17 protein-coding genes are annotated in these 20924 nt (G+C 35.9%); all 17 read right to left on the reverse strand.

The window, feature by feature from the left end; translation table 11 throughout:
* Nucleotides 1–83 precede the first annotated feature (83 nt).
* On the reverse strand, nt 84–1460 hold the full coding sequence (locus tag FC36_RS06560) for a Coenzyme F420 hydrogenase/dehydrogenase, beta subunit C-terminal domain (protein ID WP_025020888.1): 1377 nt from the start codon (nt 1458–1460) through the stop codon (nt 84–86).
* A gap of 15 nt (nt 1461–1475) precedes the next feature.
* Nucleotides 1476–3026, reverse strand: coding sequence for an oligosaccharide flippase family protein (locus tag FC36_RS06565; RefSeq protein WP_025020889.1), 1551 nt, complete (start codon nt 3024–3026; stop codon nt 1476–1478).
* Nucleotides 3027–3408: 382 nt separating this feature from the next.
* Nucleotides 3409–4512 carry a polysaccharide pyruvyl transferase family protein gene (locus FC36_RS06570; protein ID WP_025020890.1) on the reverse strand — a complete coding sequence of 368 codons (1104 nt, stop codon included), beginning with the start codon at nt 4510–4512 and terminating at the stop codon, nt 3409–3411.
* A 60-nt stretch (nt 4513–4572) separates the two neighbouring features.
* Nucleotides 4573–5514 carry a glycosyltransferase family 2 protein gene (locus tag FC36_RS06575; RefSeq protein WP_025020891.1) on the reverse strand — a complete coding sequence of 314 codons (942 nt, stop codon included), beginning with the start codon at nt 5512–5514 and terminating at the stop codon, nt 4573–4575.
* Between the two features lie 13 nt (nt 5515–5527).
* Complete coding sequence (locus FC36_RS06580; protein WP_056986790.1) at nt 5528–6691, reverse strand: hypothetical protein; 1164 nt, start codon at nt 6689–6691, stop codon at nt 5528–5530.
* Between the two features lie 33 nt (nt 6692–6724).
* Nucleotides 6725–7501, reverse strand: a complete 777-nt coding sequence (locus FC36_RS06585; RefSeq protein ID WP_056986791.1) for a glycosyltransferase family 32 protein — start codon at nt 7499–7501, stop codon at nt 6725–6727.
* Nucleotides 7502–7523: 22 nt separating this feature from the next.
* Complete coding sequence (locus tag FC36_RS06590; protein WP_025020894.1) at nt 7524–8558, reverse strand: glycosyltransferase family 2 protein; 1035 nt, start codon at nt 8556–8558, stop codon at nt 7524–7526.
* A gap of 2 nt (nt 8559–8560) precedes the next feature.
* Nucleotides 8561–9664, reverse strand: coding sequence for a glycosyltransferase (locus tag FC36_RS06595; protein ID WP_025020895.1), 1104 nt, complete (start codon nt 9662–9664; stop codon nt 8561–8563).
* 10 nt (nt 9665–9674) lie between these two features.
* A complete protein-coding gene (locus tag FC36_RS06600; protein WP_025020896.1) occupies nt 9675–11609 on the reverse strand; it encodes an HAD family hydrolase in 1935 nt (644 codons plus the stop codon).
* A 130-nt stretch (nt 11610–11739) separates the two neighbouring features.
* Complete coding sequence (locus FC36_RS06605) at nt 11740–12237, reverse strand: glycosyltransferase (protein ID WP_025020897.1); 498 nt, start codon at nt 12235–12237, stop codon at nt 11740–11742.
* Nucleotides 12237–12686 carry a PssD/Cps14F family polysaccharide biosynthesis glycosyltransferase gene (gene pssD, locus FC36_RS06610; RefSeq protein ID WP_025020898.1) on the reverse strand — a complete coding sequence of 150 codons (450 nt, stop codon included), beginning with the start codon at nt 12684–12686 and terminating at the stop codon, nt 12237–12239. Before pssD ends, FC36_RS06605 begins: the two co-directional genes overlap by 1 nt.
* A gap of 15 nt (nt 12687–12701) precedes the next feature.
* Complete coding sequence (locus FC36_RS06615) at nt 12702–13352, reverse strand: sugar transferase (RefSeq protein ID WP_025020899.1); 651 nt, start codon at nt 13350–13352, stop codon at nt 12702–12704.
* A 202-nt stretch (nt 13353–13554) separates the two neighbouring features.
* A complete protein-coding gene (gene pknB, locus FC36_RS06620) occupies nt 13555–15450 on the reverse strand; it encodes a Stk1 family PASTA domain-containing Ser/Thr kinase (RefSeq protein ID WP_056986792.1) in 1896 nt (631 codons plus the stop codon).
* Nucleotides 15451–16191: a Stp1/IreP family PP2C-type Ser/Thr phosphatase gene (locus tag FC36_RS06625; RefSeq protein ID WP_023859158.1), complete on the reverse strand. Its 741-nt coding sequence runs from the start codon at nt 16189–16191 to the stop codon at nt 15451–15453.
* 10 nt (nt 16192–16201) lie between these two features.
* Nucleotides 16202–17536 (reverse strand): 16S rRNA (cytosine(967)-C(5))-methyltransferase RsmB, encoded by a 1335-nt coding sequence (gene rsmB, locus FC36_RS06630; protein ID WP_025020900.1) that lies wholly within the window; start codon nt 17534–17536, stop codon nt 16202–16204.
* Entirely contained in the window at nt 17526–18482 is a 957-nt protein-coding gene (gene fmt / locus FC36_RS06635; RefSeq protein ID WP_025020901.1) for a methionyl-tRNA formyltransferase, read from the reverse strand. Before fmt ends, rsmB begins: the two co-directional genes overlap by 11 nt.
* A 12-nt stretch (nt 18483–18494) precedes the next feature.
* Nucleotides 18495–20912: a primosomal protein N' gene (gene priA, locus FC36_RS06640; protein WP_056986793.1), complete on the reverse strand. Its 2418-nt coding sequence runs from the start codon at nt 20910–20912 to the stop codon at nt 18495–18497.
* Between the last annotated feature and the right edge of the window lie 12 nt (nt 20913–20924).

Genomic DNA, 20924 nt, shown 5'->3' on the forward strand with positions numbered 1-20924 from the left:
TCATCTGAATTTTATAACTCTGACTACTACTTAATCGTTTTGTTTTCTCAATTATCATCTATTTCCCTCTATTGTCAACATGTTTAAAGTATTTTTCTACTTGACAGAACCCGCTTCAATTTACCCATGACACGCCTAAGTAGTGTCTTTCTATACAATTGGTAATATTGATTGGATAATGGCATCATTTTATCTATAAAATATTGTAAATCCCCTTTTTCAACAGCTTCCTTAAAGTAAATGTGACTATTAATAGAAATATCTTCTCGAATATCTTGAATTTTTCTCCGCTTTGGTTGAATATCCTCGGAGGCTTCTACGCGTTTTTTAGGACGTTTCATTTCTTCTTTATCACGTTTATATAAGCGATATGGTAATTCTTGATAGAGGTGACGATAACCTGAACTTTGAGACTTGAAAATTGTATCAGCGTCAGTATCATCAAAATTCAAATTTCCGTTTTTAAGTGATTCCTTAATAATTTCATCAATTGCCTCATTCCTAACAATAACAACATTGTTTCCATCACTGTCGTCTGTATATCCAGGTAACCAAGCATCACCTAACACTAAATCAGCTGTTTCATTAAAAACATCATCCGTATAGTCTGACGCAAAGACTCTAAACCAACCTTGTCCCCAGTCTTGTCCTAACAGTTCAGACGTTGGTGAAATTTTTTCAGTGTATTTACCATCAATATAGCCATGAACTTCGATGCCGTAATCGGATGAACGTCTGCCGGGTAATTTTTTTCTGAAATTAATGTATGTCATATTTCCCGGTTTAAATCCTAATTGCCAACCCATAAAATCGGCAAATGTGCTACTCTTTTGATGACCACAAATTAAACCAATCATATATTTGATTCTTTCACCAATAATGGCATCCTTCTTAGAAAGTAATCTTAATGCATAGATGAAACTAGGAATTCCAATTATCGCATATCTACCAGGTGTATTCCTAACAATTTCAAGTACTTCAGACAACTCTACAGGATAATATTTAGTTTTTGCACCGTCTTGAATTTCCTCAATACTTTTAGAAATTTGGTAAGAAAACAACTTGTCAACATCACCTGAGGTCTGCTTAACATGAATAACACCATCAATTAGGTTACGCTCAAATAATTCTTTAAAAATCCATGTTCCTACACCACCAGAACTAGCATTTTTCCGATAATTACCTTCTGCAACATGCCCTACGTAGAGAGATTTGTAATATCCAATTCGTTTATCATAGAAAATACCGTCTAAATTACCATATAATTCTTTAGATATTTCGTCTTCATTAGTTATATCAGTATAATTAGGAGAAATACCGTTAAGAATAGTTGTATTATCAATTTTCTCTTCGTATTCTCCATACTCATTTAACTTAATTTTAGAGTTATTATAGTATGATATAACACCACTAGCCTCATTATATGATTTTAATCTATTGTCAATTTTCTTAATATCCACGTCTATCTCTCCAACTTATATAAATTTTTTCAGCAATGGAATTTTATGTTTTGTAAGTTTATCTACTAACTTTATAGTCTCTGAAAATTCGTATTGTCCACGATATACCACAAAATATAAAATATCCATAATTACTACACTAATTATTAAATTAATTATCAAGGACAGCACTAAACTTGTTTTAATAAATGAGCATATCACAACAGAAAAAACACAGCCTATAATAGTCACAAATACATATAATATTACTTTTTTTAAGTATTTCTTCAAGTGACGTTTTTCAAAAATTGTTGTAAACAAATTATAAAAAATCCAAGGCATCCCTACACATAAAATAGCGAGAACTGTTGACAACATTGCCCCATAGACTCCAAAGAACGGTGTCATTAGTAAGTTTAAAAAAATATTTATCATACTCACAACCAAAGTGCGATAACGATCCTTGTGCCATATGCCACCCGCATCCTTATATGTATTTAATAATTGATTAACTTCTGTAACAAAGAAATAAATTGCCATACATACAACCACGCCAAACGACAATAAATTTTTCCTTCCTACCCATAATTCCATAAATGGTTGGAAAAGAGTCAGCATGCACGCAGCACCAACACCACTTACCCAACTTATTATAAACGTAAACTTTGCCAAATCTTGAACATTTTTTTCTTTAGTTTCAACAATCAAACTATTACCAATTCCTGCTGTAACAGAATTAAACACAATTCCCAAAATTCCAGCAGCTGCTGTTACTATATAAAAATAATTTTGGTACTGCGCTAAAATCGTTAAGCCTAAGAAACTTGAAATGATAATTGTATCTGAAGTAGTCATCGCCACAGAACCCAATCTTGATGTCATCAAATCACGGATTCTTCGGTTGATAATTTTAACTTCCTCTTTATCTAGTGGCGCGCCAGGATTTAAATCAGGATAAAGTTTGTTGGCCGCAATAGCTGTCAATATATTAGTCAAAACCTGACTAGCCAGTGTTACTATAATATATGCATAATAATTTTTAAATTCAACAATCATCCATATTTGAAACGCATACATCACTGTATTGGTAAAAAGAGTTACCTTACTTACGACATCTACTCTTTGATACGCATTTAAAATACTGTTCTTATAAGCAAAAAGCCAATAAGATAAAACAGTCGCTGCCAGATTTAATAAGTACAGAATGTAGATATTCATATCACTAGGAACACTACCATGAATTAAATGTGGTATGAATGGTGTTAAAATAGTACCAGAAACCAAAATAACCAGACCAATTATGCGGTAATACGTACGATAAAGGCGCATCAAAGAACGAATTTGAGCACGATTATTTTCAACGATAGGTTTATACATGCTATAAACCATGGCACTTCCTACTCCAAGTTCAGCCAAATTTAATACTTGAAGAACTGAGGTGAACAAACTATTTAACCCCAGATATTGAATTCCCAAGTAATAAAGCATAACTGTCCGCATTACAAACGGCACAATTAACTGATATACTTTCAGTACCATACCAAAGAATATATTTCTCGCAGCATTTTGCGTACGATTAAATTCCAACGTTTATCACTTCCTCGATAGTTATTTTATCTTAAATTTAAAAAATCATCAGAAATATCCTTAGCGTTTCATTAGGATTTATTCCTATAAATATCTCATCCAATACGTTAACTTTCCAAATTAATACCCCTAACAAAATATCAAAAATCGAACTTGTACTTTATAGTTTTGACATCTATATACTTGTAAATGCTAGTGGTATCCATACTTTAAATTTACTTCATCTCATAAAACCAAAATAATTAAAGTTGTCTTCATCTTATAAATTTTGATTATATGGCTAAACAAAAAACTAAAGTAACAATTGCATGTAAGAGTAATTCTCACACTACAGTGAAAATATTAAACACCTAGCCATATTACAAATGTATCTATTACACAACTATTTTCTGTCTCTTAAAATCTCCTCTAAATAATCAAGTGATGCTTGTTGAAGTTTTTGAAAATCTTTGGTAATTATATTTGAACTTACCCCGCCAAAAGCCTTATCTTGGTTTCCAGTATTCACTAACAGTTCTTCAATACGATTAAACATTTTCTCCATACCTGATTGACTACGTCGAAAAGCTTTAAAATCTTTATTAAATAAAATAGAAAATACACAGCAGTGAAATGAATCTGTAAAAATATAATCAGCATTTTTTATTAAATTAACAAATTCCTTAGGTCCACATGACGAAATATTTTCATCTTCAAAATTTAGAAAATCAATAATTTTAGTTTTTCTACTATTAGCTATCTTATCAATTTCTTTCTGATATTCTGATGTTATATTTCCTAAAAAATATACGAAAATATAACTTCCTTGATTTTTAGAATATTCATTACTGTCCTTAATAAGATTTTCCCATTCATTTTTCGTTAACAATAAAGTCGGATCTAAAACATGTGGCACCTTCTCCCCAGTAACTTGCTCTACTAAACGACATCCACCAGATTCACGACATGATATCTTATTCATCCCTTGTATTCCCTCTATATGTTGCACTTTATCTTCTGCTGGAAAGTCTTCAAAACCAAAACTTGCTGCATACGAAACTCTCTTTTCTTTAGGCAAGAATTGTAAATAATAATATGGTAACTCATAACCGTCATCAAACCATTTATGCCATACTTGATCGCTACCAACTATTCCTAAGCTATATTTACTCCAATCCTCTTCATATACAGATGTATGGTTAATCTGAATAATATTATTAATATTATTTATAGAAAACTGTTTGTTCGCCATATACCTATTCCGCATATTATTTTCAATTAGCATCTGCTTTTTATATTTTTTAATACCTACTAAAGATAACACATTTTTTATGATAATTTTAATATTTTCCTTTACACCAGCTGATGTTTCAATCCGATCCTTTAAATTTGTTACCTCAAAACCATGATTAGTCAACAAATATTGCAGAGCATAATTCTGAAGCCTATTTCCAATATTATAATCATCTTGTATCGTTACAAGTAATATACTTTTCTTTGCTTTCACTTAATAACCTTTCTTCTAGCTCACATTTCAGTCACAAATTCCCAACAAAATAAGAAATATTCATCCTAATATTTTTATTACACATTTTACTATTCTTTTAATTTTGTGTTTGTTGCTGTAGTGTTTACTGGATAAATAGCATCTAACTGCACCTTTTGACTCGTTAATTAGAGAGGTGCGTTGCCCAAAATTACTATACATTCCTTTTATTAAAGAATAACTAGCTATTTCAAACAGCTTAGCCTTTAACATAGATTCCTCTTTCATATTAGGAGAAATATTAATCATTTGTTTTAATGCCTTTCCATAAGAAAATTCATTAGTTTTTGTATCTGTGTATAAATTTTCTATTTTAGTAGTGCTCCCCCCACTTTGAACATATCCATACAAAATTTTCGAAATTTCCTTAATTTTTAAAGTATCCCGTTGCTTATTTATTACCCTATAAAGGAATTCTAAATCTTCACACATATTTAAAGATTCATCAAAAAAAATACTAGATATTACTTTTGGAGAAAAAAATTTATTCCACACTGAGCCATAAACGCTATCATCAAACAAAATCTTGTCTAGAAAATTATTTACGCTTATATTGTGGCTAGTCGTAGAAAAATTATAATTATTTAAAAATTTTTCAATATTATTATCTTGAACTTCTTTAGCTAATACATAAACTATATCAGTATTACAATCGAAAGATTTTTTTACACTAGCAACCAATTCACTACTTACTACATCATCTATGTCACAAAAACCAATAATATCTCCCTTTGCCACTTCTAATCCTACATTCCGTGCATGTGATACACCTGTATGATTTGACAGTACGATTCTTACGTTTATTTTAGAACAATAATTCTGCACTAGTTCAATTGATTTATCCGATGAACCATCGTCAACGATAATTAATTCGAAATCTTTACTAGTTTGAGCTAAAAAACTATCTAAACATCTATTTATATACTTTTCTGCATTATATACAGGAATAATAAATGAAATCATAGTCTGCACTCCTTTAGATAATCTTAGTAGCATCTTTATTTAGTCCCTGATTAAAAAAGATGGCTTCATACCAAAAAATCATCGTAAAATTCATATATGGTGCTCTAATGATATTTTCAGAAATACCAAGAGTTAAAAACATTAATATTACAATCACGTAAACAAAATGTCCTTGTTTCAGTAAATTTCTGACAGATATTAAATACAGTAACATAATTAATGTTAATCCAACTATACCATAATTAAATAGTGCGAAAGAATATCCATTGTCAACAACACCATACCCAAATCTTTGCTTCAAAGCTACATCATTTACTATTTCACCAAAAGATGTAAGATTGAACAACTCATATAAATGACTAGCATTAGATAACCTACCGTTTAATAATCCATTTAGTTCAAATGATATAGAACGAACTACCCCAGTAGACATTGCATAAATCATCGGTAATAATATCGAAATAACTAAGCTAATTAGCAATATATATATTCCATATAATTTTTTTATTATAAATTTTATAAAAGATGTATTTCGTAAAAAAATTAGTAGTAACATTAATATTATCAGCAAGAACGTTGCCTTTGACTTAGTAATTTGGTAGCAAGCCTCCTCTACAATTGCTATAACAATACCATCATAGATTGTAATTTTTTCTTCCTTTATACATAAATAAGCAGCTATTAAAAAAAATACTGATTCAGCCATATTATTAGGATGACTAAATCCTAAGCTATACCCCATTACAAATCCAAAGATTCCTTTGGGCACTAGCATATGCCCTATTGGAATTATTGAAAGTAGCGACAACAAAACTATCATCAGCGTTAAAATAAATTTAGTTATAAAGATAGTCCATAGCGCTGTTCTATAATCGGTAGTTCTAATCATTATTGCTGCAAAAATAAGCATTATGTACAGAGACTCTTTTGATGACCAATAAACACTTAAACCAATGATAATAATACCTATTAGCACAATTAATTCTTTAACAGACATTTTCATCATTGTCATAGCTAAGATAGCTAGTACTACACAAAACATTAGTAACATACTATCTATTGTATTAGACATGTGAATATAAGTTAATTCAAAACTATACTTTAAAGTATACATAACATAAAATATTATGCCTATAACTTTAATATAACTAGATTCACGTGAACTGTCACTACTCATGATAATTTCACCTCGTAATTTCATAAAAATATGTTAGTGCTTCTTTGAAAATGAATTGTGCACTCTTTCCCAATTCCAATACCTTTTGAAATAGCCAATAAGCCTTCTAAGTTTAATAATATATCTTAATATAGAATTCGGTATATTCTTTGTTGTTAAAAATAAATATCCTTTTAATGACATGTTCCAATTTGATGAATACCAATGTATAGTTATTGTTTCATTTCTTTCTATAGTGCTCTTTTCGTTTTCTATATAATCATATGGAGAATATGGAGCGAATGTTGAACGAGGATAGATTTTTGCCTCTTTAAAAACATTTTTATTTCTCAAATAAATTTTCTTTAAAAGAATAGTATTCACATACTCATCGTCTTCCCAAATTCCTTGGTTATAGAAATCTAATAAATATTTTATAGTTTTGTTTCCTTTTTCAGATCCAATCACTCCCGTACCTATATATTCGCCCAATGCTTCATTTCCAGATTCAAATCCAAAAAAAGACTTATTTATCAGTAACTTATCCATACTTTTTACTACTTCAACATCGGTATCCATATAAATACCACCATAATTATATAGTATCCATAATCTCAGGTAATCAGACATAAATGCCCATAAATTTCTTTTACAACATTCATCAAAAAATTTATTTTTCTTGCGTAACTCATTTATAGGTAAGTTGTTTTCATTCCACTCTATTATTTCATACTCGGGTAAATTCCTTTTCCATGAATTTTTTACCATCATACTTAAAGGACTTAGTTTATTCCCACCTAACCAAATATAATGAACTTTTTTAGGTATCATTACAAGTTACTTCTCCTTTTTCTTAAACTCCCAACCTACTCTTTAAAATCATAATAAATTCTAAAGGCTTAATCATCTTATTTTTTATAAAAAAATTAATTAACTTTGAGCCAATTGGTAATTGAGAATTATCAAATTCATTAAATACATTTTTCAATACTTTATTCTCACAAATTTCTTTAATTTTTTTCTTTTCGTGTAAAATACCATTCTTTTTTCTGTATTTAACTTCTAATTTTATACTATACCTTGCAATGGAAATTAATGTATTATCTAATCGCTCCTTGCAAAAAACTAAAATCCCTATTTTGTCAGTCCTTTTTATTAACTCTTTATACAATTTAACTTGTTGACTAAACCGATCAGGATTATATCTAGTTGTCAAAGTTCCAGCATTATCACAGTAATTATAGCCATTACAGCTGCTCATATAAATTTTTTTTGCCTTACTATAATAATCTATATCAAAAATAATATCTTCACTAATAAATTCTCGTTCAGATGGAAAAATAATATTATTACTATCAATAATACTTTTAGTAAATAGAACTTTCCAAACTGACATTTCTGTATACTTATCATCATTTGGAGATTTTCCGAACATACTAGGTAATAAAATTTTTTTAATACTATCACCCTCAAAAGTATTACCTAAATAGGCATTTTCATGGATTTCCTTAATGTTACTCGAGGAAACTCTAGTAAACCCACCAATGCAGGTATCCGCCATATTTGACACTAAGTCATCATATAATTTTGCCACTACATCGGAATCTATGTAATCATCACTATCGACAAACATTACATATTTACCGGTGGCATACTTTAGACCTGTATTGCGAGCTAGACCTAACCCTTCATTTTGCTTGTGAACCACAATAATTCTGTCATCATCATTTTTATAGGTATCACACATTGCACCACTTCGGTCTGTCGCTCCATCATCAACTAAAATTATCTCAAGATCTTTATAAGTTTGCGAAAGTATACTTTGTACACAACGATTTAAATATTTCTCCACATTATATACTGGAACTATAACACTAATTTTATCCATACTCAATCAACCTCATAAATTTCCTCTAATTTTCTGACAGTACCTCTTATTGAATAACCATTATCATTAATAACTTTAGCAAATCCTTTTCTCTCATTCAAAGCTACTTTACTTTCTGTAATCTTCTTTGCCCACTCAGCAGAAGAATTATTCAAAGACACCAAGTTAGCATTCTTAGTAATTTTAATTTGTTCAGAAATACTAGTTGAAAAATAACATGGCAAGCCTTCAGACTGTGCTTCAATTCCAACAATAGGAAGTCCTTCATATAACGAGGGCATTAAGAATACATCAAATGCGCTATAATAAGCTGCAGTATCCTTCTGTAGTCCGCAAAATATTACCTTGTCAATTAAATTATTTTTTTTAACTAACTCTTTTATACTTTCCTCTAATTCTCCTGTCCCAACTAGCATCAAAACTGCATTACTATTCTTTTTGACTATTTCCTTAAAAATCTTAATGATAAATACATGATTTTTTTGCTCTGAGAATCGTCCAATATGACCAACTACAAACTTACTTTCTGTGAGGTTATATTTATTTCTAATGTACTTCCTTTTTTCTAAATTAAAAGTAAATTGCTCAGAATCAATTCCATTATTTATAATTTCAACGTTATCTTCATATTTTTTACCGAACAACCAATCAGTTGCTTCGTTCGAACATGATAATTTTTTAGTAGAAGTAAGATTTACTAGTGGTTTAAAGATAGAATTAATTACAGGTGAGTATCCATTCCCATTATGACTATGTGTAATCAATTTAAACTTATACTTATTAATAAAGGGAAGGACGTACATTAATTCAGAGGTTGCCCCTGTCTGTAAATGAACATAATCGTATTCACCACCATGCTCCTTATAAAACTTAGAAAGTGCTCTTAATGCCTGAATTGGATTTCTCTTCACACTAGGAACAAAATAAAAATGATTTTCATTATCATAAAATTTGCTAATTTCTTCTTGAAAGACTACTTTATCTGTTCCATGTGCCAAATAATCGTACACATACTTTTGTTTATTTGAAAATCTCGTAGTATTATATATAAATGTTTCAACCCCTCCCATTCGTTCTGTTAATCCAATTATTAAAATTTTCTTCATACTATCCTCACTATTTAAATCTCAACAACCAAGTGTATATATTTTCATAAGGTAAATTAAATTTAAACATTCTTTTCAAGAAACCAACCTTCCATCTGGAACTTAAAAAATCATTTTTTAGGTTACCTAGGTGGAAAATATAAAATGCTAATCCTTTTGGATTAGCTAACTTGACATCTTCTCCTTCATCATAAAAATTAAAATCCGCAAACATCTGTATGTCTTTTATCGTTGGCCTCTGTCCTGTATTTCTTAAACCGCTATATAACTCGTCTGGAGTAAAGTATTCTTTTGACAAAAAATTATTTTTTTTAATCGTCTCAATAAATTGTAAGGCACCTTCTTGAACAGCTCTTACTTTGGTTAATTCACTAGTTGGCTTACCATTTTTCATATACTCATATTCATATCTTTCTGCTACAATTTTATTATCTTTTTGTGAATAATTTTTCACTGACCCACCTTGCTCTAAAAACAACGTTTCAAATAAACCTACAAAGCTACTTCTCTTATCAATCTCGTTAGAATTATTTTTAAAGTCAAACAAATACCCTCGCATATTTAGTGGAACACTCATATTTCTCGTATAATAGTCTGCTATTCCAATATAATAACCGTAGATATTATTTTTTATATTAAGAGTATCAAGCGTCTTTTTCAAGAATCTCTGCATTCCCCCAGACCAACCTATATCAACAATTGCGAATTTGCCAATAACATTTTCCTGCTTTAAATATTGAATTAATTTATCATATTCCAATTTGGAATTATTAATTATATCCTCTTTAAGTTCAGAATACATTTTTCTTAACTCAGATTCATGCTTAATATTATTACGATCAAAAGTAACTTTTACATTAAATTTATACTTATTCAATAAATTTTGATAATCATCAATACACAACCCTACACAATCAAAAATAGATGCTAATGCTATTCTTTTTGAAGGTGACACCATTGTCAGCATGTTATCAAAGCTACAGTCCATCCAAAGCGTTGGTATTCGTAAACTTCTTCGCGACACTTCCAAATAATGAACATCTACATCATTATTTGGATATAGCTTCTGGTATGCTTTCATCATAATATATCCATCTCTTGAAAAGAAATATACTTTTTTTATTTTTTCTTTTTTTAACTGATTATGAATCCATCGAACATATCCCCATAAGAAAGGACCAAATTTTTGATATCCAAAGGTACCATATTCATCAAATTTATTATTCTCTACAGTACTCTTTATAAATTTCTGAAGCATATACTCACTTCTTGTTTTATATTTCTCAGTTTCATAGCCTATTATCACCCTTGGAATATGTACCGCACTAATTCCTGATTTTTTTGCATTTACATAATCAGATTTCCATGAATCACCAATATGAACTGCATTTTTCGGAGAAATATTATTTTCTTCTAAATATAAGTCAAATAAATCTCCCTTCGCTTTCGTCTTTCCTAATTCACATGATACGTAAAGTTTTTCATACTGAGTAATACCATTATTTCTTAATACTTCTTTTAAAAAAGTTGAGGGAAGGTACATATCCGAAATAATATATACTTTTTTATGTTTTTCAATACACTTTCGATATACATTAACCATCATTGGATTGCAAACTAAAACATCCTTTTCAATACTTTGTTCTAAATCAATATATTCTTCTTTTTGATCAGTATTGAAATTATCATAAATATCATTAATTGTCACTTCTGCAGAAGTATTATTACGCGCAATATTTTCTGCATTAATTCTAGCAGAATAAAAGCCTGGCCTCTTTAGCTTATCTTCCATTATCCTAAATACATCAGATGGTTCTTTTACAATTCGTTTCAATAATGTATCAAAAATGTCAAACGATACGTACTCATAGTTATCTATTTTTTTAAATAATTCTTCTTCACTGTCTATCTTACCTATATCCAGTATTTCCTTAATCTTTTTCACTTCTACGCATCCTCATTTACTTTAAGTGATTTTAATCTTAACTTTTTATTATAATAAACAAACTAGTAAGGAACACCTTACTAGTTAGTTCTAGTGTACTCCGAGCTACAACATAGTAACTTATAGGCTATTAAACAAAGAGTTTAGACACTATATTCTCAATTTTCTTGTTGAATATATCATTATTTTCTATAATATTAGAATCTATTCTTTTTACTATGTCGTCATAATTTAAAATACAATTCTTTAATTCTGATACTTCTTCAACAACTATTAAATTTTTATACCGCTCATTAACAGCTTTAGCAAAATCCAACTGATGGTCATTCACATGTTCATGGAATTTGCTTAATCTTGGAACAACTATCGGTGTTTTGCCTTCTTGAAGTGGCATAATAAACGAAGAAGGCCCACCATGAGTTATAACAATTCGGGCCTTCTCCACATATTCTCTCATTTCGTTAAAAGGAAAAAGTTTTTGCCACTGACAATACTTGGGTTCATATGTACTAAAGCCAATCTGTATTATAACTTCTTCTGTTATAATGCCATCACGCTTTAGCTCATCGACTTTCTTTATAAGGCGATTAAACGGCTGCTCATGCGTGCCTACTGTCACAAATATCATTAAAAAATACTCCCTAAATTCTTGGCTTTCGGGTAGACTTTCTTCATTTCTTCCCATTGAACGATAAATTCATCTGTAACTGGGTATACCATCTTTCCTGTTACTGTTGGCTTGTCAATTCGATCAAACACTTCTATGTATATAGTCTTTGCACCAAATAACTTACCTAACCAGAAAAAAGGAACTGCTACCGCTGCACCAGATGAGATAATTAGATCTGGTTTTTCTTTCCGTAAAACTTTCCATGCCAATCTTGTGTTAATTAGGAAAGCTTTTAATGACCTATTTGTTGGGTAGTAACAAGGAATTAACCTTTCCCCTTCTAAGACACTTCGCGCATCTTCCTTATCAAAGGTAACCCAAAAACGGTCATGCTTTTTCCAGAATGGCTTTAGCATATACAAATGTGTTAAATGCCCGCCAGAAGAGCCAACTAAGCATACTTTCATCTTCTTTTTCCTCTCTTAATATGCCCCATTCGGCACAAAAATTACTTTGATTGTCATTAAGATTATTTTTAAATCTAACCAAACACTTGCTTTTTGTATGTATTCCAAGTCTAATTTGACCATTCCTGAAAAACCTGTATTGTTTCTCTCCGTCGCTTGCCATAAACCTGTACAGCCCGGCATTACATACAAGCGTTGCTTGTCATAATCACTGTATTGCTCAACTTCAGCTGGCAAAGGCGGTCTTGGACCCACTAGGCTCATATCCCCCTTTACTACGTTTAGCAATTGGGGCAGCTCATCCAAACTCGTCTTTCTCAGAAATTTCCCCACCCGCGTAATGCGCGGGTCATCTTTCATCTTAAACATCGGTCCTTCGACTTGATTATGCGCCTTGAGTTTTTCCAGTAAATCTTCCGCATTAACCCGCATGGAACGAAATTTATAGATTTTGAATAACTTACCATTTCTTCCCACTCGTGTTTGGGTAAACATAATCGGTCCCCGATCGTCTAACTTAATCAAAATTGCTATAAGCAAGAAAATAACTGACAATGGGATTAACGCTATTAAACTGGCGCAAAAATCAAATAAACGCTTCACACAGCGATAAAAATAGCGCCGATTTATTTTTTCTTGGCTTAAGGTCACCTGCTTGACCTCCATATTTCGTCCCCCAATCCAAACTTTATGTAATACTTCTGTCTAAGCATATGAATATATTTTAGCTTAAATTTAAGTTAAATTCAATAATTATTCTACAAGTTCAATACTTACTGAATCATGCTTTGTTCTGTGATTATACAAAAAAATCTTCTATATACAAAGACCGCTCTCAACTTTTTACATGAAAGCGGTCTTTCTTTATTTATTGATGTACTTTTTGATTTTCAGCAATGACACGGCCATCACGGACTACTTTGTACTTGCCCGTCTTACCCGCATCTAAAGTAAAGGTTATCGACATCGTAGTATTTTTATTGATTCTGAATTGTTGGTAAACATTCTTATAATTATGGTTGGCATCCTCTAAATAAATTTTGATTTCATTCGTCCCGGTGCCATTTTCAACATAGTTAATCGTAATTGGAAATGAAAACGTGGTTTGATCCACAAGCTCTTCTGGGTCGCTGCCCTTTCCATTAGAAACTACAACCCTTAAAGTTGAACCTGCTTGCAACCAAGTTGCAGCACCAGGATTTTGAGCCGTAACCTTCCCGGCTTTTTGCACACTAGCACGCTTGGCAACTTCTAAGTTCAAACCATGCTTCTTAGCGTAGGCTTGAGCTTGAGCCTGAGTTTTCCCCGTCAAATCTTTCAGCAAGGTCGACTCAGACCCGGCACTAACCGTGAAGGTCACCTTAGTTTGCTTAGGAATTACCTTTTTCTTAGGTGAAAGTGTTTGGTCCATGATTAGTCCACGACGATATTCACTAGCATAAACAAATTTGTATTTCACCTTGACGCCTTGCTTTTGCAGTTTCTTAGCCACCATGTCATAGTCTTGATCTAAGTAATCCCCAAATGCACGGGCTTTTTGACCCTTTGAAACATAAAGTACGATAGTTTGCCCCCGCTTGGCTTCTTTGGGGGTGGCTTTTATCACCTTATTTTTCGCAACTTTATCATCATAACGGTACTTAACTTGACTCTTTAAGTTAGCTTGCAATAGTTCACTTTGGGCCTTACTCAGTGTCTGTCCTTGAAGTCGCGGAACCTGAACTTGTCTTGGATAAAAGATTAAAATAGCTCCCAAAACTAGCCCTAAAACCACGATTGCAAATACAACTTTGAGCTTCTTTAGCTGACCTTGTTTTCGGCGGCTAAACTGGGAAGCCTTTTGCAACTGGTTAATCTTTTTGATTTCATCGTTCACATTAGTTAGGACCTTTGTCGCATCGTTTTCATCATCTTGAGGATACCAACGCGGTTCCTTTAGGCGGGTAACCGACAATGCAGTCTGCAAATCCGCCCGCATCTCTTCGATGTCTTTATAACGATCCTTGACATCTTTGGCTGTCGCCTTGAGAATCACATTTTCTAAAGCTTGGGGAATCGAAGCATCTCTTTCACGGACATAAGGCATTTGCTTTTGGAAATGTTGTAAGGCAATCGAAACCGCCGTTTCCCCTTGATAAGGGACTTCACCTGTTAGGAGCTCATACATAATAATCCCTAAAGAATAGATATCTGATTGCTTAGTTATCAGACTCCCACGAGCTTGTTCCGGAGAAATATAGTGAACAGAGCCGAGAACGGTATTCGTTCTAGTTAAGGTTTCATCTGCGACCGCCATGGCAATTCCAAAGTCCGTAATTTTGACCTTTTCATTTTCATCTAAGAGAATGTTTTGAGGCTTTAAATCCCGGTGGACAATCCCATGACGGTGGGCTTCCATGACCGCGGCTAAAATTTGCAGCATAATGGCTTGAACCTTAGTATAAGCCAAGGGTGCGTTTTGACGGATATATTCTTTAAGGTTAGAGCCCTTAACGTATTCCATGACTAAATACTGGGTACCACTAACTTCACCAACATCATAAATTTCTACCACGTGTGGATTAGATAATTCTGTCAAGGCCTGCGCTTCACGATAGAAGCGCCGACTGGCAACCTCATCATCACGTAAATCTAAGCGTAAAAACTTAATAGCAACTTGGCGCTTGAGATAGCGGTCTTCTGCGAGATAGACGGTGGCCATCCCCCCTTCACCTAAAGTGCGGAGGATCTGGTAACGGCCATCAATGATTTGTCCAGCACGCATTTACTCCACCTCGCGATCTAAAGCCAATAAAAACACCGTAATGTTATCCCGGCCACCAGCCTGGTTAGCTAAGGTAATTAAGGTTTGGCATTTTTCTGTCAACGAATTATCTTGCAAAAGGACTGCCTGTAACTCATCATCACTTACCATATTGGTTAGACCATCACTACAAAGAAGTAAGAGGTCGTCATTTTGACTTGGGAAAGTTTTTTCATCAATTTCCGTTTGCTTGGAAATTCCTAAGCTCCGGGTAATAAGGTTTTTTTGCGGGTGATGTTGAGCTTCACTCGGACTGATTTCCCCCCGCTTTAAGAGTTCATTCACAAAAGAATGATCTTCCGTTAGTTGACTTAATTTCCCCTGGCGCAACAAATAGCCCCGACTGTCGCCGATATTGGCCATGATAAAACTTTTAGGAAAGATTAAGGCACATACTAGGGTCGTCCCCATCCCGCTGAGGTCTTGATAGCTGTGGGCCTTCGCTAAGATTGTCTGGTTTTCCACCATCACTACTGTTTTTAACCAGGCTTCTCCTTCTTGACTGGTCGTAAAAGTGGTTTGTTCAAATTGATAGCCGAGATGGGTAACTGCCATCCCCGAGGCCACTTCACCAGCCTGATGGCCACCGACCCCATCCGCAACGATGGCCAGCTTGATTCCGGCTTGATTTTCAAAATAACCTACGCTGTCTTCGTTATTTTGGCGCACTTGGCCAATATCAGTTTTATAAGCGATTTGCATAAGCCTTACCTCACTTCTTTCTTAGCGTCGCGATAAAGAAACCATCAGAGAGATAATCATCCGGATAAATCGTCAGGCCTAATTCATCGCGGTCTGCTTTAAGTTGGTTTTGCGTTTGAGTTTTGACTTGTTCAAAGTCCGGGTGATCCTTTAAGAAGGCATCAATTACCCCTTGGTTTTCTTGGTTTAAGATCGTACAAGTACTGTAGGTTAGAACTCCGCCTGGTTTTAAGGTTGGGGCAACTTGGTCTAAAATATCCTTTTGGATTTTAGCGAGATTTTCGGAATCTTGCAATTTCTTAGTATACTTGATTTCTGGCTTTCTCCGTAACAGACCAATTCCAGAACAGGGCGCATCAACCAAGATTTTGTCAAAACTAGCTGCCGGGAACTTGTCTTGAACCTTCCGCGCATCTAATTGCAAGGCCTGAACTTGGTCTTGGACCTGGGCGCGCTTGGCGTTGGCCTCGATGAGTTTTACCTTGTGGGCATGAATGTCTAAGGCCGTCACTTGCCCTGTGGTTAAGCTCATGGCAATTTGAGTCGTCTTACCGCCCGGAGCAGCACAAGCATCTAAGACCTGGTCGTCTGCTTGGACTTGCATCGATTCCACCGCTAACATAGCAGATTCATCTTGAACGAAAACTTCCCCCGTCTGAAAAGCCTGGGTGGCGGGAATAAAGCCCCCTTGCGCCCGCAAAGCTAAAGGCGTCACCGGACTAGCTTCGAGTTGGAAGTCTGGCAAAGCCGCTTCCAGAGCGGCCTTCGTAGTAAGCTTCTGGTTAATCCGAATAGCTTGAACTGGAGCTTGATTGATAGTCGCCAAGATACTTTGCGCCTTCTTAGCCCCCACTTGTTTGGTTAGTTCTTGGACCAACCAGACAGGCGTGGAGCTTTGAATACTAAGACGTTTCAGCGGATCTGAAATTTGACTTAGGTCGGCAAGCCCTTGCCGTTCGATGGCATGTAACACCCCAGTGACAAACTTCCGTGTCCCTGCATGACCTTTAACCTTAGCAATTTCAATACTTTCGTTAAAAATTGCGCGGTTAGGGATCTTATCGAGATACTCCATTTGGTAAATGGCGGATAAGAGGAGTTCCTTAACCCAAGGAGCCATCTTTTTAGGATTTTTGACAAAGGCTGTTAGCCAGTATTCCAGGGTCAAACGGTGTTGAATAACCCCGTAGACCAAATTCGTCAACAGATTACTATCTGGTTTAGAAAGCTGTTCTTTTTGAATCGTTTGGTTTAAAGACAAATTGGAATAGGAACCTTGTTGGCTAACCTTTTCAAGGAGTTGGACGGCTAGATAACGTGGTGTGTGCTTAATTTTATTGCTCATCATTAATCACCATTTGGCCAACTGTAAGGCCCTTGCCCATCCCATTAAGGTAGGCGTTAATTGCCATTTTCGCCTTCCCGGCAGGTTGGAGTTCATTGATTTGATAACAAGTGCCTTGCGCCCCGGCTAAGACTAATTTCTTCTTGGTAACTTCAACGACACTACCCGCAGGGAGGTCGGTGGTTTGCGCTAAGACATCCACATTCCAAAGCTTCGTCCGCTTCCCTAAGAAGTCAGCAAAGTAAGCCCCGGGTGCGGGCCGTAAAGCTCGGACTTTCCAGTCAACTTGATCCGCCGTTAAATCCAGATGCAACATCTCTTCTTCCGGCTGGATATTAGGCGAAAAGACCACTTGGCTTTCATCTTGGGCTTGGCCTTGGACCTTACCGGCTAAGAGATTAGGTAAGAGTTCTAAGAGCGTATCCCGCCCCAAAAGACTCATCTTTTGGAAAATCGTCCCGGTATCGTCGTTTTTTTCAATCGGCATTTTGGCTTGGGCTAACATGTCACCCGCATCCATTTTCTTAACCATATAGATGATGGTAACCCCGGTTTCCTTTTCCCCATTCATAATGGCGTATTGCACCGGCGCCCCGCCGCGGTATTTAGGTAAGAGCGAGCCGTGGACATTAATGGCGGCAACTTTCGCGGCTTGAAGCAACTTAGTGGGGAGGAATTGGCCGAAAGCGGCTGTGATAATCAAATCTGGAGCCAGGTCAATTACTCTTTGCATTTCCTCACTGCCCGCCAGTTTTTCGGGTTGGAGTACTTCAATGTCATGCTTTAAAGCTACTTCTTTTACAGGCGAAGGTGTTAAGACCCGCTTGCGGCCGACCGGACGATCCGGCTGGGTCATCACGGCTTGAACTTCGTAACCTGCGGCAATAATGCCTTCTAAAATGGGTGCCGCAAAGGCGGGCGTCCCCATAAATACAACTTTTGTCATAATTTCACGTCCTTAAATAAAATTCAATGGATCCCGGTCAATAACCAGTTTCAATCCTTTTTTTTCTTCTGTTTGGGCTTGGATTAATAGCCCTTTGAGATAATCTTCTAATAATGGTTCGTGCTTATATTTAATCACTAATTGGTAATAGTAACGGTTTTTAATGCGCATAATCGCTTTAGGCGTAGGACCTAAGACTTGCGCTTGCGGACTAAGAATTTTACCTAATTCTCCCGCAATGGTAAACATCTTTTTAGCCGCCGCTGCTTCATTATCGTAGCTGGCCGTAATTTGAATTGTATAATAATAAGGCGGGTAGCCTACCCGGTGGCGGAAACCCATCTCTGTTTGAAAATACCGTTCATAGTCTTGCCCCTTAGCGAGCTGGATGGCGTAGTGTTGGGGGTTATAGGTCTGAATCAGAACTTGACCGGCCTTTTGAGCCCGGCCGGCACGACCAGCCACCTGGGTTAGAAGCTGGAAGGTTCGTTCACTTGCACGGAAATCTGGGAGGTCTAAGGCCGTATCCGCATTTAAAACCCCGACTAAAGTTACATCCGGAAAATCGAGCCCTTTAGCAATCATTTGCGTGCCTAAAAGAATATCGGCTTCCTTGTTACCAAAGGCCTGCAAGAGCCGTTCGTGGGCGCCCTTTTTCCGTGTGGTATCGACATCCATGCGAATAATCCGCGCCGTAGGGAGGAGGCCTTGGAGTTGTTCTTCAACTTTTTGAGTCCCCGTACCATAGTAACGAATCTTGCGACTATGACAGGAGTCACAAGTTTGCGGAATTGCTTCTTCATGACCACAATAGTGGCAGCGCATGGAGTGGCTATCCATATGCAAGGTCAAAGAAACATCACAATTAGGACATTTGAGAACGTAGCCACACTCCCGACACATAACAAATGAAGAATACCCCCGGCGATTTAACAAGAGCACTGTTTGTTCACCCTTAATAAGACGGTCCTTGATAGCATTTAACATGGTGTTGGAAATATCCGGAACCGGTGCATACTTTCCTTCATTACGCATATCGATTAGTTCAACTTTTGGTAAAGCTTGACCATTGACCCGCTTAGGTAAGGTTAGCCAAGTGTAGACATTTTTCATCGCCCGCGCGCGGGACTCCAGGCTAGGGGTCGCCGAACCCAGTACAACCGGGCAGTGGTGGTACCGCGCCCGCCATAATGCCACATCCCGAGCGTGGTAACGGGGCATTTCGTCTTGCTTGTAACTAGCTTCATGTTCTTCATCCATGATGATAATCCCAATGTTATCTAACGGGGCAAAGATAGCTGAACGCGCACCAATCACCACTCGGGCTTCCTTTCTTTCAATGCGGCGCCATTCGTCATAGCGTTCCCCGGCGGAAAGCCCACTGTGCATAACCGCCACTAAGTCACCAAAACGACCTTTGACCCGGCGCATCATTTGCGGAGTTAAAGAAATTTCCGGCACCAACATGAGCGCTTGACGGCCTTGCTTTAAGGCATAGGCCATCATCTGGAGGTAAACTTCTGTCTTTCCCGAACCCGTAACCCCTTGTAAGAGGAAAGTGCGGTTATCTTTTTGGTCGATGTGGGCCTGAACGGACTTGACTGCGAAATTTTGGTCAGGAGTAAGTTCTAAAGGCTTCGTTGCGGTGATGTTTTTATCAGCATAGGGATCACGGTATTGTTCCACTTGACTTTGCTCAAGCCAGCCCTTCTTCGCCGCAGTACGAAAGTCCGCACTTGTCAAACCACTCGCTGCTTGAGCTGGTTTTTGCAGGTAAAGCTTAGTAGACTCAAGCGTCTTGAGATAGTCGCGCATGGCTAGTTGTTTTGTCGCACGTGGTGACACGGACACTTGGTCTAACTGCTCAGGAGTGAGGAGCAACTTAAAGGCTGGCACCTGCTTTTTGGCAACCTTATCTTTGACGTGATAGATTATTTCAACCTTACCCTGGTGCCGGTAATGGATAATTTGGTTTTGAAACTGGGCTGGGAGCTGAGCCAGGTCAATTTCATCACTTTGACCAAAAAGTGCGTCAATTTGCGGGTCATCTAAAGGTTGGAGCCGTTTGAGCGTTTTGCTGTAGGCAGCTTTGAGAGCATTGGGTAAGAGGACCTGCAAACAACGAATTTTAAAGGCAAAAGTATGGTCTGCTAGCCAGTCGGCCAGTTGGAGACCTTCCTGCGTAATTACAGGTTCCAGGTCCAAGACTTCTTGAACTTCTTTAAGCGTCACCCCCGCTTGCGTCGGTAAGTCTTCCCTAAGGTCAACAATAAAACCTTGGACGTGACGATCACCTTTCCCAAAGCCGACAATCACCCTTTTACCGACGGCCACTTGGTCATGCAGTTGCTTTGGTACTAGGTAAGTATATGGATGGTTGGTCTGCATGGCGGGAACATCAACAATCACTAAGGCATATAACTTGGACATCTAATTCCCCCT

This window comes from Ligilactobacillus equi DSM 15833 = JCM 10991 (genome assembly GCF_001435735.1).
In the GTDB taxonomy this organism is placed as follows: Bacteria; Bacillota; Bacilli; order Lactobacillales; family Lactobacillaceae; genus Ligilactobacillus; species Ligilactobacillus equi.